The following is a 13,614-nucleotide window of genomic DNA, read 5'->3' on the forward strand; positions in this document are numbered from 1 at the left end:
CATTTTATTAATGTAATCAATTACATATAGGTGTTTTTGAAAAAGTAAAATTGTGTTCCAGCGATTGTTTCTCGCCTCTAATCTAAGCCTTAAATCGTTAAATGCATCCCACCGGTTTCTTGCCCCTCCGGTATCAAATCCTTCGTTGATAACCCTACCAATGCCCGCTCAGTTGCATACATTGCGGCCCCAATACTGATCGCATGTTCTTGGAACTGTGAGTATCGGATACCGATCTGTCGCTTTGGAACATCAAACAGCACATCTGCGAAGTGCTTGTTTAATACATCTAGAAACAGTTTGTTATTCAGCGGAAAATTTGCACCCAGCACGATTGCCGCCGGGTCAATGAAGTTGGCTAGGATTGCAAATGAATCCAACAGGCTGTGCGCGTAAGCCGTTAGCGTGTGTCCAATCTCGCCATCGGGATTGCCAAACTGCTTCAAATGATCTTCACTGATTACCTTTGTGTACTGTGGCAGAATCTTCGTGCTGATTTCGCCCGCAGCATGATGTGTTCCTTTGTAGATGGCGTGGTTGTGGTAGATGGTCGAGCCATAAGCCTTAAACGCATATCCCGCCTTTACTTTTTCAACGATGATCGTGATGTAGAGGAAGTCCGACAGATCACTGGCTGCACCCATGGTGTGTTCCGCAAACGCGGCGGCATCTGTGTCGTGCTGAACCGAGATTGTTTGATCCGGGAACACCTCCTTCAGCTTTTCGCCTAGCGGATACTCCCGCAACTGATAGTCATCCATGTGTAAGACGACTCCGGTCTGCGCGTTTACCACACCTGGCAAACCCACGCCCACCCCCATAAATTTCTTCTTCAACCGGCTGCGATCACCAAAATAATCATCTACTTTTCCTCGAAGCATTTGCGGCAAGTCCCTCAAATCCTCGGGTACGTCAATCTCAATCACATCCACCAATTTCCCCGCTGCGTTCATCATCACCATCGACGAACCCGTAGACCGTACATACACACCGGCTGTCAATCCTCGATTAGGATTCATTTCCAATAGGATCTGTTTTTGCCCGACGGTTTTCGATTCAGCTTTTCCTGAAACACGTAGCACTTTCTTATTCAATAGCTCTTTGACGATATACGATAGCGTCGAGTTTTGAAGGCCAAGCATTTCCGCAAGTTGCCTGCGCGAGAGTTGCCGTTTTTGTTGTAAAAGTTTGACCACCTGTGCCCGATTGTGGGCTGCGGCAATTCTTTGATTGGCTTTGCTGACTTTACTCATGTAACTCTTATTCTAAAGCCATCGTCTTTATTCTGCACCTATTAAGTACTGGCAAAATTGGCTACTTGCCTTGATCACACACGTCATGTCCTTGCACCAAATAAAAAAGCACATGCAATCTGCACATGCTTTTTTTGATTTCTTTGTTACGACGATAGATGTTTGTTTATCGCTTTGCTTTCTTCGCAGCCATGTCGATAAAGAATTTGCGCGCTTCGCCAGCCAGGTAAAATGATCCTGCTACCACGATAATGTCCTCGCGGGACACCGCGCGTGACGCGAGCTTCAGTGCATCTTCCAGCTTCGTTTCACACTGAGCCATCTTGCCGGACATCTCGGTGAATTCGCCCATGAGGTCATCAGGATCCATGGCACGTGGATTTTGCTTTGCACGTGTAAAGATCACTTTGTCAGCACCGAGCGAGACTTCATTGAGCATTCCTGCCACATCTTTGTCTTGGCCGCAGCCAAATACGAGGACCAGCGAGTCGTATGCAATGTGCGCACCCAATGCTTTGATGAGTGCCTTAATTGATGCTGCGTTATGAGCGCCATCAATAATGACTCGCGGCATGTTATGCACCAGTTCCATCCGCCCGGGCAGGCTCGTCTTCGTCAGTCCTTCAATGACTTTGTCTTCCGGCAGATTGAACCCATGATTTTTCAGCTTATCAATCATCGCTAAAGCAAGGCCGCAGTTCAGCGATTGATGCTCGCCCTGTAATGGCACAGGTAAATGTTCAAACTTGCTTGTTTCTGTGGTCACACAAACCCGTGTGTGCGGGCCAAGCTCGCGGTTCGCTTCAAAGCGGTATGAAAAGTCGATGTCTTCGCCAGTGAATTGTAATGGTGTGCCGTTCTCTTCTGCTTCAGATTTGAGTACCGACATTACTTCATCCGATTGGGGTACAGATACCGCTGGGATACCCTTCTTGAAGATGCCTGCTTTTTCTTTCGCAATGGCTTCAAGCGAACTGCCCAACAGATTCATGTGATCCATTGAGATCTGTGTGATGCCTGTCGCCAAAGTATCGCAGACCGTCGTGCAATCAAGGCGGCCACCGAGGCCTGTTTCGAGCACCACGATGTCGACCGCTTCTTCTGCAAAGTAGAGCAGTGCGGCTGCTGTCATGATCTCAAAGAATGTTGGAAGGTCTTTACCGAGCGCCTTCTCCACCGAGGCGATTCGTTTGAAGATTTCCGCACAATCAGGGTATGAGATCAGATTGCCATCAATGGTGATCCGTTCGCGCAAGTCGATCAGGTGTGGACTTGTATATAAGCCGACCGTGTAGCCGCACGATTGGAGCATGGCCGCAAGCATGGCACATGTCGAGCCTTTGCCCTTGGTTCCTGCCACTTGAACGACCTGAAGCTGTTCATGCGGGTTGCCCAAGAGATCAAGCAGCTTCCGCATGCGGTCGAGCTTAAACGTATCTTCATTGTATGAAATTAGCCGCATCCGCTCGTAATCGACATGGTCGTAAAGCCAGCGAAGCGCGGTTGTGTAGTTGGTGATTTGCGATGCTGGGAGGACTTTGGCCGTGTTTGGGCTTTTCCCGGATCGTGTTTTTGGGCGCGGGCTGGACTTCGCCGCACGCGACGTTTTTTTCTTCGAAGTTGTGGTCGATGGCATAGTCCAGCCAGTGTATCAGAGGGGGCACTTCACGTCAACTTGGGAGGCATTAATGCTTTAGTAATAAATACTTAGGGATATTTATCCTGTTTGGCTAATCGTGGTTATCGGAACCATCGGGACGGGTTATTTTGAGACTCTGAGGGGTTTTTATAAGCGTTGATAATTATTCAAAAATGTATATTGCGATCGTATCATCTTGATGGATATAGGGTTTAGGCAATTTAGGCAGGTTGGTGCGAGAAGCTTCAGTCCAATGGCATGTCAGTTCCACCACGCGGCCTGCCTGATATACCAATTGCTTGCTCAGCGATAAAAAAACCACTCCAAAAAAAGAGAGGCATTGAAGTGCGTAATTTTTAACGTTGTAATTGTTTCAGATGGCGATCAGACTTCGTCCTCAATCCACTGCATCCAGTAATTTAGCAGCGCATCATCGATTTCATTTTGGCAATGTGACTTCCAGTTGTCCCGTTCGCCACAATGCCAGAGGAATAACGCGACCACCCTCTTTTGCGCTTGATTCAGCAGCGCCATTCGTTCTGATGAATGATACTTAGAGTAATAGTTCGGATCGCTTATCGTTTGCAATGTGTAGATCAAGAACTCTTCTGCAAGCATGCAATCCTCCGGGTCTTGCACACAGTGTGTGAGGTAGGCTGGTAGATAAAACAGGAAACCTTTGTGATCGATGAAAGACCAGATACTGTTGAACCGTTCGATTTTCTCTTTGGGTACTTCCCACCAGTGTTTTTCCGGGTCTAGCAATCGCAGCGCACGGTACTCTTCCCGCGTGCAGCATACGCCACCTTCGGTATCCGCTTGATGCAGTGTTTCACCATCGCCGAGTTCAACATCATCGAAAGAATTTCTTATGACCAACTTGAGCCATTCGACACCGACTTTTTTCAGCTTATGAGGCCGCTGTTCATCGTAATGTTGTGGGAAGGTTATCTCGCCATTTTCCGGTTCCAGAAATTGCCCCCAATATGCGGATAAAGCTTCTTTCGCTTGAGCACATTCAAAGTCCTCCCAGTTGCTGAATTCGCAGTATTGCCACAAGAACATGGCGATGACCTTCGATTGCTCCTTATTGAATGTTTGATGGTATGGCGTCCGGGCATCACTTGGATTGAGGCTGTACAGGACTGGTGCGATGGCTTCTTCGCTCCAATCTCGGAGAACATTTTTTAAGTAATAGGTCATGAACGCAGGCAGGTAGTATCGATATCCTTTCACATCAAAGAAGCTCCACGCCCACTGCTGCTTTTCGATGACTTCAACGGAAACATTCCACCAGCGGTTGTCGGTATCCTTGGCTTTTGCTTTAGCCATTAACTTTTTATCGTGCTCGCAATAGTCATCAATGACATCGGTTTGATGCAGCGACACCCCATCGCTGAGCAAAATGCTGCCGAACGTTTCACGGATTTGATCTATCAGCCATTGGGTCTCAATTTTTAGCATCAATGACCCCCGTCCAGGTAAGCCTTATTGCGGCGTCTCAATCTTCTCCATCCCGCCCATGTATTTGCGGAGACATTCAGGCACCGTGATCGAGCCGTCTGCATTCTGGTACGTCTCCATCACTGGGATCAAGATCCGCGGCGAGGCAATCACTGTGTTATTCAGCGTGTGACAGAACTGGGTCTTGCCATCCTCATCTTTGTAACGCAGGTTCAGGCGGCGGGCCTGGAAGTCGTAGAACCGCGAAGCGGAGTGCGTCTCACCAAACGATTCACGTGAGGGCATCCACGTTTCAATGTCATACTTAGCGACTTGTCCCTGGCCGAGATCGCCGGAGCAGACGTAGACAACGCGGTAAGCCAATCCTAAGCGTTGCAGGATTTCTTCTGAGTTTTCTAGGATTTCCTGATGGAACTTTTTGCTGAGTTCTTCGTCGTTTTTGCAGATGATGACCTGTTCGACCTTGTCGAACTGATGGATGCGGTAGAGACCATGGGTATCTTTGCCGTAGGTGCCAGCTTCGCGGCGGAAGCATGGTGACATGGCGACGGTTTTCAGCGGGAGTTTCTCGCGATCGACAATCTCGTCCTGATGATAAGCGGTGAGCGAAACCTCAGCGGTGCCGACCAAAAACTTCAGCGGGTCTTCATGCGCCATTTCATAAGCCTGATCACGACCGGCCGGTAGATAGCCTGTCCCCAACATCGCCGGCTCGCGCACCAGCACTGGCACGTTTTGCGGTGTGAAGCCTTTTTCAAAGACCATCATGTCAAAAGCCAAACGCAAAATCGCCTGATGCAAAAGTGCCCCAGCTCCGGTCAAATAATAAGCCCGTGAGCCAGCCACTTTCACGCCGCGCTCCACATCGATCATGCCAAGTTCCATCCCGAGCGCAACATGATCCTTCGCTTCAAAGTCGAACTGCTTCGGCGTCCCCCACGTCTTGATCTCCACATTCTCAGCATCGTCCTTGCCCAGCGGTACATCCGATGCTTGAGGCTGCGGCAAACGCATCAACAAATCCATCCGTTCCGGCTCGATCGTTGCGATCTTTTCAGCCAGTGCATGTTCTTCAGCCTTGATCTCCACAGGGCGCGCTTGCAACGACTTCATTTCTACCTGTAATGTCGTTTTCTCATCGTCTGAAGCCTTTTTCATTCGGCCCGCGATCTGTCCGATCTGTTTGCCGATCTGATTTTTCTCTGCTGTGAGTAACTGCTGTTTGCTAAACAGTTCTTTGTACTCGCCATCAAGCTTGATCAGCGCATCGACATCTACGCCGATGTGCTTGTCGGCAGCGGCTTTGCGGTATTTGTCCGGATCGTTACGAAAATCTTTGATATCAATCATGGTGCGAGGATTTTAACGGGGATCAGATCGCTGGGCGAACCTCACCCTTGGGGCCTGATCCTTGGACGTGAATATTCTGCAAATTGGGGATGTTTAGACAGGATTAGATATGCGATGGTTTTGTGGGGGATCAATCTTCGCGGCGAGTTCGCCACCAGCTCCGCACTGCCATTCGCCTGTACCGGTGTGACAATTTACTCACATCCCGGTCATGGCCAGCCGCTTTCTTCAGCTTCCGCAACCACGCTTTGCCCCGAATCAGATCGCCTCGATCGAGATATGCGATCACCAGATTTCGCATCGCATCGGTATTCTGCTTATCAAACATCAAGCAATGTTTCAGCGATGCCATGCCCCCGTCCTGATCGCCAATCATCAGCAGCGAAATCCCGCGATACAGATAGGCCTGTACCAGCAAATCTTTTTCCTCGATCGCAAAGTGCTCGCCATCCTCCAATGTCACAAGCGAATCCAGCGCTTCTTCCGGCATCTCCAGCTTGATAAACAGCCCCGCCATATCCAAAAGCTGCTCCACGGTTTGTCCAAAATTCTCAAGCTCATCAAACAGGTAATCTCGCGCTTCAGATCGTTCGCCTAATCGCATGGCCACCTTCGCCAGCCCCAGATGCACGCCTGGCCGCTGTGGGTCCAATCGCTTTGCTCGGCGTAATCGTCTGCCAGCTGCGTCAAGATGTCCCTGCTTTAGTGCCAACAAGCCAAGTTCCGCATGGGCTTCGGGAATCGTCGGATCTAGTTCAATCACATGCCGCAGTTTTTCTGCCGCTTCCGAATCCAATCGCATTTCACAGAGCAGGTAGGCCAATTGTAGAAGCGTGTCGACGTCGCCCGGATCAAGACGCAATTGTCGCAGGAACAGCCGTCTGGCGCGATCGAAATGTCCTAGCTTCTGATGCACACGCGCCAGATTCCCGCGCACTCCCGGGTAGTGCGGCTCCATTTTCAGTACTTGCTGCCAACACCAGATCGCCCGCTTAAACTCACTGCGATACATCAGCGACAAAGCGAGATGGTCATAGCATACCGGACAGTCTTCCTCGAATTGCCGGGCTAGGTAGAACATCTCTTCCGCTTTGTCGTGGTCCCCAAGCTGCGCATACGCCATGATACGGTGGCAATACGACGCTTCGATCGTCGAATCAATCTTCTCGACATCCTCAAGGATGCTTACCGACCGTTGCGGCTTGCCAATGCGAATCAGATCCACCGCCAGATTCAGCATCGTCTGCAGATCGCCCGGCTCAAGCGACAGCGCGCGGTAATACGCCTCAATCGCTTCCTCGTGACGCTCCATTGCATCCAGCGTCATCCCCATCCCGTAATGCCATTCATATTTATTCGGATTCTGATCGATCGCCATCCGCAATTCATCCAGCGCACTATCCCATTGCCCGTTCTCAAAGAACTGGTGGGCGCGCTCGGCATGTCGTTCTGCTTCAAACCAATCGCTCATTCTCAGGCTCACTCCACATCCACGGCAGGATCAATCCCGTGCTGTCTTCGCTGCACCATTGTAACATGCCCAAACATTGAATCGGCATAATCCGCCGGGCAACTTGTCGTGTTATCGGAATCTACACTGTAAACACAGCAAATAACTGCCAAAAAGCCCCTGCAACCCTTGGCTGATCCACTCATTTATGGTAAACCGTAACATCGGACAAGAGAAGGGTTTTTCGCATTTTCGTCGGCCGTTACCAGGAACTGTCATTCATGCCTCAAGGTTCATACGCCACCGCTATCACACCGCACACAGACCGCCGTGATTCCTCGGCGATCATTGCAAAATCCGCATACTTGATCACATTGATTTTGGTCTTGCTGCTCAACGCCTGTGCCGCGCCGATTCGTAATATTCCTCCCCAAACCTTACTCCAAGACAGCCAGACCCCCGCCGAGGTTCGTGAGCAGCTTCAGCCTCTGATCGATGTTCGATTACCTGCGGATCAACGACGTACTGCTGCACTTGCGTTGCTGTCCATGAAGTCTCGTCGCGCGGAGTTGGCTGTCGCTTCGATCCTCTATCAGACCGATGATGAATTTGCGGCGCTTGCCACCGTCGAAGCGATCACCGTCACTGCACAGGATCCTTCTTCTGCTTACCTAGCACCTTTGCAGCAACTACTTCTCCGCGCCGAAGGTGATCTCCAAAACAAAACAGCCGAAGCACTTGGCCGCATGACCGATCGCAAACGCATTGTCGATTGGCTTATCAAGCAGGCCGATGCACCGCAATCGCCATACTCTGTTCGCCGTGGTGCGATCCTTGCTCTTGGCTATCAGCGCACTCAAACTGCTGCGCAATCGCTCATCAATCTTGCTGATCCTTCTCAGCCAAGGCAAATCCAAAAAGACGCTTTCACCGCACTCACACTCATGACCGGCCTTGAAGATCTTCGGGAAAATCACACCGCGTGGCTCGACTGGTGGCAGGACGCTCGTCGCTGGAAAGAAGGCAAATGGCAGGCGGAACTCGTCAAGAACGCCTCTCGCCGTACTGCCATGCAACAGATAGCTCAGAAGCAAGTCATTGATTCGCTTATCGAACTTTCCCGTGCCAACTACCGCAACGCCTCCGATCCCGACAAGCCTAAAGTGCTTGTCTACATGCTCTCGGAAAACGTCGACCCGGTCCGTAAGCTTGCGATGGAATTGATCCTAGAACGCCTTCTTGATGGCCAGCCTTTTGAAGAGGACCTCCGTACCGCGCTCCGTGCTCGGTTAAGCGATCCTGTTTCAGATATCCGCCAGCAGGCCGCCATGCGTCTACATGATCTTGCCGACGAACCCGCCGCTGATTTGGTTGCCGCCCGCCTAGCTTCCAGTCACGAATCTACCACCTCTGTTCTCCGTGCCAATCTCCTTTTGCTGACCCGTATGCCCCGTACAAATGCTGTCTCACCCGCACTGGACCTGCTTGCCAAGGCATCACTCCACGACGCTGCCGCCGGCATGCTCGCCGCCGCTGCCGACAAGGACATGCTCTCTGAGAAACACGCGACTGAAGCTGCACGTCATGCACGTCGGCATCTGAAAAAACAAACCCATCCTGCACCGCAGGTTGTCACACTCCTCGGCCGCGTCGGCAATACCTCCGACTGGGGCCGCATCGCCGACTGGGTCGATTCCGACAACGCCTCCGTGAAGCAAGCTGCCGCCACTGCTTGGGCAGAATCCGACCGCTCGCTCAAGCTTCTTGCAGATCGTGTGCAAGACCCTGTGATTCAGCCTATTGTGATTGGTGCTGCCACCCGCCGTGGGGAGGACCCGTTTACTTTGCTGGAGCTCGTGAAGTTCCCACCGCAGCGTGAACAGGCCCTCGACGCATGGGGCAGGGCGCTCGTTGCCATGTCCGCCCGTGTACCTGCCGAGTCCGTTCTTCAGGCTGTCGCCATCATCGGCACGCCCGACTCCACCTCTGACGCGCGTGCCACCTTCATCGACCAGATGCTTGGTGCTGCCATTGATCGTCCTGATGCCAACTTGCCGCTTACCGATCGCCAGCGTGCCTTGATCTTTCTCAAACGCGCCGAGATCCGTTTGCATCTCGCAAACTCCGCCGCTGCGTTGCTTGATTATCAACAAGTTGATGCAAGCATCACTCAGCTTTCTGCTCATGAACGGGAGCAATTCCTTCGCGGCTACATTACTTCGCAACTTCATCTTAACGCCATTGATGGCGCTTTCGCTTCGGCTAAACGTTTGCTCGACATCATTGAGGTTGGCGGTCGTACTGGCACAGATGACCCCATCGTCAACACCTTTATCGAACAAGCCAAACGTTATATTGCGGCCAAACGAACCGACGAAGCGCGCCAGATCGTTACTTCTCTCCGTACCCTTCTCGGCACTATGAAGCCCCAAGTCGCAACCCGTCTCCGTTTGCTTGATGCCCAGCTTCCTGCTGTCGAATCACCCAGTGAACCCGCGCTTCCCGTCATTACCGATGCGCCCTCCGAGCCCGCAGAATCTGGCAAAGCGACCGCAGCCAAGCCAGAGCCTGAATCAGATTCCGTGACGGACTGATTTTCTCCTTAAGCCGCCTCAAGCCTAGACCGTTGGTTGTGATCTGAGATTCCTTCCTCCCCAAAGCCCGCTATTCCATGTGCGGGGCTGTTCTGCAGCGTCATCCTTCACCTCAAGGTGATCCTCGTCCGCCGCTTCGCTATACTTGTTCGTCTACCCAAACTGAGATTATTGGAGTACTCCCATGGCAGATATCATCACCGGTAAAGCTTACGTCCTCGGCGACGACATCGATACCGACCAGATCATCCCCGCTGAATTCCTCTCATACGACCCCACCGACCCCGAAGAGCGCAAATTCTTCGGCATGTACGCCAACGTCGGCGTCCCTGAAGGGCAACGCGGTCTCCCATCTGGCGACATCCCTTTTGTCCCAGAAGGCGAATTCAAATCCGAATTCAAAATCGTCATTGGCGGCAAGAACTTTGGCTGTGGCTCTTCACGTGAGCATGCACCCCTCGCCATCGCAGAAGCCGGCGCGACTGTTGTGATTGCTGAGTTCTACGCCCGCATTTTCTTCCGAAATTGCGTCAATGGCGGATACCTGCTGCCATGCGAATCTGTCGAGCGACTTGTCGAAGAAATTTCCACCGGCGACACACTCGAAGTCGACCTCGATAACGCCGAAGTCCGCAACACCACCACCGGCAAAGCCTACGCCCTCAAACCGCTCGGCGATGTCAAACCCATCATCGATGCAGGCGGCGTTTTTGACTATGCCCGTGCCTCCGGCATGCTCGACAAATAACCACCCCACTAGGCGCTAAAGTTTCAAATTCACGACCCGCTCCTCTAGCGGGTTTTTTCATGTGTTCCTGATTTTTCTTTTGGAATAACCCCTCTCTCAGCTATGTTCACACCTTGCGGATAACATATACCGCGAGACCACCACACATGACCCGGAGATATCCATGGACGCCGCCTACCTGAAATCTATCCACGACAAATGCCTCCCCTATGACCAATACGCTGCCACCGGCAACGAACAGCAGCAACAAAACTGGTCCGAAATCTACAACCAAATCGATCTTAACCCAGATCAGCGCAGGCTCCTCGGTGACTTCAAACGCAACATGAAAGTCATCGTCGTTTCTGGCGTCTGGTGTGGTGATTGTGTGCAGCAGGTTCCCCTTATCGAAAAAATCGCACAAGGTTCGCCCAATATCGAGATAGGCTACATCGATCGGGATGAAGTTCCCGAACTTCGTGATCAAGTCACCATTAATGCCGGGACGCGCGTCCCCGTTGTGATCTTCCTCGCTGAAGACTACGAACAGGTCGGTTGGTATGGCGACCGTACTCTCTGCCGCTACCGCCGCATGGCTGCCCAGCAGCTTGGCGGTGCCTGTCCACTTCCTGGTGCTCCTGTCCCTGATGAGGAGCTGGCAGAGTCGCTCCAGTGCTGGCTAAATGAGTTTGAGCGTGTGCAGCTTCTGCTCCGTCTCTCGGGCAGGCTCCGCGAAAAGCACGGCGATTAACCCCATATGCGACAAAAAATCATGGCCGCCCTTCCGCATGTCCGATGAGTCTGCGCTTGTCTTTCATCCCAGAAGCTGCTTGCGGATTCTGGGGGCAAGCGATATTATTCGGCGGTTTCCGGGATGGTCGCAATTTCGCCTGGTTGTGATACGTGAGGCATGCGAGCATTCATAGCATTCTCTTAATTGCTTATTCAGCAAAAACTTAACGCTCATGGAGTACTGCCTTGGCAAAGAAAAAAGCCGCCAAAAAGAAAGCAGCCAAGAAAAAAGCTGCCAAGAAAAAGGTCGTGAAAAAAGCCGCGTCCAAGAAATCTACTGCGTCTAAAAAGGCGACCAAGAAGAAGGCAGTAACCAAGAAAAAAGTGACCAAAAAGGCTGCCACCAAGAAGAAGGTTGCTAAGAAAAAGGTCGTTAAAAAGGCTGCGAAGAAAGTTGCCAAGAAAACCGTTGCGGCCAAAAAATCAGCCCCCATCATCCAGCCCATTGAGGAAGAAGAACCTGTCCCCACCGAGCTCACCGAGGACCAACTCAAGAAGATCAAGTGTCCTCTCAAGAAGGCGGAACTTGCCGAATTCCGTGAGATGCTCCTTGAGAAACGAGCCGAAATCGTCGGCGATGTCCAGCATATGCAATCCGCACGTGATTCCGCTGGTAACCTCTCCAATATGCCACTCCACATGGCTGATGTCGGCACGGACAATTACGAGCAAGAGTTCACACTCGGGTTGATGGAATCGGAACGCCGCCTGCTTATTGAGATCGATGATGCGCTTCGCCGTATGGACCTCGGCATCTACGGCATCTGCGTTCAGAGTGGCAAACCTATTCAGACCGTTCGTCTTGAGATCAAACCTTGGGCCAAGTATTCCATTGAGGTTGCTCGAGAACGTGAACGCCGCGGCTTCTAATCAAGTCACCCAATAGCAATCACATGCGCCCCTCATACCAGGGGCGTTTTTCATACCCACGATACCGATTCACCGATCATCTTCCTCAGGTACAATAAGCCCATGAACGATCAGGCAGACACTAACGCCAACCATCAAGCATCTTCATCCCATACTGAGGATCAGCCCGCATCAACCGAGGCACTTGCATGGCGATCTTCTCGCGCTGTCATTTTATTTCTCATCGTTGCCGCAGTGCTCCTCACCGCCGATCTGCTCATTAAGTATTACAGCTTCAAAGATGTTGGCGACTACCCCGTGGTCATTCAACCTGTTGACGAACCCGCTCCTGCCGATGCTGGTGCATACCGCTTTACTGATAATGGCAAGGACATCATTATTAACGTCTATACCGATGCCGCACAACCTATCCCGCAAAGTGCGGAGGGTATTACGATCATTCCACATCTGTTGAATCTTCACATTACCCTGAATACCGGTGCTGTTTTCGGATTAGGTAAAGGCGGAAGGCCTGTATTCATAGGCGTAACCGCGATTGCACTCTTTGTCATCGGCTTATTCTTTGCACGTTCTAAAGCCAGTGCATGGGCCTTTCATCTTGGCCTCGCATGTATCCTCGCTGGCGCACTCGGGAACCTCTATGATCGCATCGTCTATTCAGCGGTTAGAGATATGTTTCATCTTCTGCCCACCACCGGATGGTATCCGTGGATCTTTAATCTTGCAGATGCTGCGCTGCTGCTCGGTGTCTTTATCATCATCATCCATTCTTACCGCGCTGATAAACCTTCGCAGCCTCAACAACCTTCTTAAATAATCCTAGTCCCACCGCGTCTCGTGCGCTGCGTTCTGGATGCCATTGCACACCCAGATAGAACGGCTTACTCGGGTCGTCTATCGCTTCAATGGTGCCGTCTTCATCTCTTGCAACAATCCGCAGATCGCCCGGGTCTGCAATTGCTTGGCGGTGATAGCTGGTCGTGTCGCCTGTCACGTCATCCATGACCGAATCATCCACCACCAACTCAACCGGATGCTTCAAATCATTCATGTGCTTTTCGTGGCTGTCCAATGTCTCTGGCAAGCACTGATTGATCTCCCCGCCGTGCAGCAGTGCCATCAACTGCATCCCCAAGCAGATTGCTAGCACCGGATACTCTGGCCGCTTGTGGATCTCTGCATAGAGTGCGGTCTCGAAGGCTTGCCGATTCGGGCAAAGCAGGTTCGATTGTGGATGTTGCTCGTGGCCGAACTTATCCATGTGCAGATCGTCCCCGCCGGTGAACACGATTGCGTCGCACAGGTTGACGAACTCTTTGACCAACTCAATCCGCTGCGGCAGCAGAATCGGAATCCCGCCTGCCTCAGCCACATAGTTTGAGTATCCTAGCCCGGACTGATACTTGCCCGAGTCCCAAGTGTTGTCTTTTGTATCTACGGTAATGCCAATAATCACACTCATGCCCCACATTGTA

At 51.7% G+C, this 13,614-nt stretch carries 11 protein-coding genes; 5 read left to right on the forward strand and 6 right to left on the reverse strand.

The window, feature by feature from the left end; all coding sequences use genetic code 11:
* Positions 1–89: 89 nt before the first annotated feature.
* The 5 genes from ACQ6WK_RS02745 to ACQ6WK_RS02765 form a co-directional block, all read right to left on the reverse strand.
* Positions 90–1,253 carry an ROK family transcriptional regulator gene (locus ACQ6WK_RS02745; RefSeq protein WP_432799212.1) on the reverse strand — a complete coding sequence of 388 codons (1,164 nt, stop codon included), beginning with the start codon at positions 1,251–1,253 and terminating at the stop codon, positions 90–92.
* Between the two features lie 166 nt (positions 1,254–1,419).
* Complete coding sequence (locus tag ACQ6WK_RS02750; protein ID WP_432799213.1) at positions 1,420–2,889, reverse strand: bifunctional folylpolyglutamate synthase/dihydrofolate synthase; 1,470 nt, start codon at positions 2,887–2,889, stop codon at positions 1,420–1,422.
* 387 nt (positions 2,890–3,276) lie between these two features.
* The gene (locus ACQ6WK_RS02755; protein ID WP_432799214.1) at positions 3,277–4,356 is read right to left on the reverse strand and encodes a DUF6714 family protein; all 1,080 of its coding nucleotides are present in this window, start codon (positions 4,354–4,356) and stop codon (positions 3,277–3,279) included.
* A gap of 24 nt (positions 4,357–4,380) precedes the next feature.
* Positions 4,381–5,706, reverse strand: coding sequence for a serine--tRNA ligase (gene serS / locus ACQ6WK_RS02760; RefSeq protein WP_432799215.1), 1,326 nt, complete (start codon positions 5,704–5,706; stop codon positions 4,381–4,383).
* 130 nt (positions 5,707–5,836) lie between these two features.
* The gene (locus tag ACQ6WK_RS02765; RefSeq protein ID WP_432799216.1) at positions 5,837–7,177 is read right to left on the reverse strand and encodes a tetratricopeptide repeat protein; all 1,341 of its coding nucleotides are present in this window, start codon (positions 7,175–7,177) and stop codon (positions 5,837–5,839) included.
* Positions 7,178–7,437: 260 nt separating this feature from the next.
* Between ACQ6WK_RS02765 and ACQ6WK_RS02770 the strand changes: the two genes are divergently transcribed.
* The 5 genes from ACQ6WK_RS02770 to ACQ6WK_RS02790 all read left to right on the forward strand — a co-directional run bounded on the left by ACQ6WK_RS02770 (position 7,438) and on the right by ACQ6WK_RS02790 (position 12,952).
* Positions 7,438–9,750, forward strand: a complete 2,313-nt coding sequence (locus ACQ6WK_RS02770) for a HEAT repeat domain-containing protein (RefSeq protein ID WP_432799217.1) — start codon at positions 7,438–7,440, stop codon at positions 9,748–9,750.
* A 184-nt stretch (positions 9,751–9,934) separates the two neighbouring features.
* A complete protein-coding gene (locus ACQ6WK_RS02775) occupies positions 9,935–10,498 on the forward strand; it encodes a 3-isopropylmalate dehydratase (protein WP_432799218.1) in 564 nt (187 codons plus the stop codon).
* A gap of 163 nt (positions 10,499–10,661) precedes the next feature.
* Positions 10,662–11,228 carry a thioredoxin family protein gene (locus ACQ6WK_RS02780; protein ID WP_432799219.1) on the forward strand — a complete coding sequence of 189 codons (567 nt, stop codon included), beginning with the start codon at positions 10,662–10,664 and terminating at the stop codon, positions 11,226–11,228.
* A 227-nt stretch (positions 11,229–11,455) separates the two neighbouring features.
* Positions 11,456–12,139 (forward strand): TraR/DksA family transcriptional regulator, encoded by a 684-nt coding sequence (locus tag ACQ6WK_RS02785; protein ID WP_432799220.1) that lies wholly within the window; start codon positions 11,456–11,458, stop codon positions 12,137–12,139.
* Positions 12,140–12,241: 102 nt separating this feature from the next.
* Positions 12,242–12,952: a signal peptidase II gene (locus ACQ6WK_RS02790; protein WP_432799221.1), complete on the forward strand. Its 711-nt coding sequence runs from the start codon at positions 12,242–12,244 to the stop codon at positions 12,950–12,952.
* Here the strand turns inward: ACQ6WK_RS02790 and ACQ6WK_RS02795 are convergent.
* Positions 12,900–13,601, reverse strand: a complete 702-nt coding sequence (locus ACQ6WK_RS02795; protein WP_432799222.1) for a gamma-glutamyl-gamma-aminobutyrate hydrolase family protein — start codon at positions 13,599–13,601, stop codon at positions 12,900–12,902. The two genes, ACQ6WK_RS02790 and ACQ6WK_RS02795, sit on opposite strands and share 53 nt — an antisense overlap.
* Positions 13,602–13,614: the final 13 nt, after the last annotated feature.

This window comes from Poriferisphaera sp. WC338, from assembly GCF_050931845.1.
Classification (GTDB): Bacteria; Planctomycetota; Phycisphaerae; order Phycisphaerales; family Phycisphaeraceae; genus Poriferisphaera.

What these genes read in the sequence shown, in the direction of transcription:
- serS (WP_432799215.1), bottom strand. Translation starts at nt 5,706, where the DNA reads ATGATTGATATCAAAGATTTTCGTAACGATCCGGACAAATACCGCAAA.
- ACQ6WK_RS02795 (WP_432799222.1), bottom strand. Translation starts at nt 13,601, where the DNA reads ATGAGTGTGATTATTGGCATTACCGTAGATACAAAAGACAACACTTGG.
- ACQ6WK_RS02765 (WP_432799216.1), bottom strand. Translation starts at nt 7,177, where the DNA reads ATGAGCGATTGGTTTGAAGCAGAACGACATGCCGAGCGCGCCCACCAG.
- ACQ6WK_RS02780 (WP_432799219.1), top strand. Translation starts at nt 10,662, where the DNA reads ATGGACGCCGCCTACCTGAAATCTATCCACGACAAATGCCTCCCCTAT.
- ACQ6WK_RS02790 (WP_432799221.1), top strand. Translation starts at nt 12,242, where the DNA reads ATGAACGATCAGGCAGACACTAACGCCAACCATCAAGCATCTTCATCC.
- ACQ6WK_RS02745 (WP_432799212.1), bottom strand. Translation starts at nt 1,253, where the DNA reads ATGAGTAAAGTCAGCAAAGCCAATCAAAGAATTGCCGCAGCCCACAAT.
- ACQ6WK_RS02770 (WP_432799217.1), top strand. Translation starts at nt 7,438, where the DNA reads ATGCCTCAAGGTTCATACGCCACCGCTATCACACCGCACACAGACCGC.
- ACQ6WK_RS02775 (WP_432799218.1), top strand. Translation starts at nt 9,935, where the DNA reads ATGGCAGATATCATCACCGGTAAAGCTTACGTCCTCGGCGACGACATC.
- ACQ6WK_RS02750 (WP_432799213.1), bottom strand. Translation starts at nt 2,889, where the DNA reads ATGCCATCGACCACAACTTCGAAGAAAAAAACGTCGCGTGCGGCGAAG.
- ACQ6WK_RS02755 (WP_432799214.1), bottom strand. Translation starts at nt 4,356, where the DNA reads ATGCTAAAAATTGAGACCCAATGGCTGATAGATCAAATCCGTGAAACG.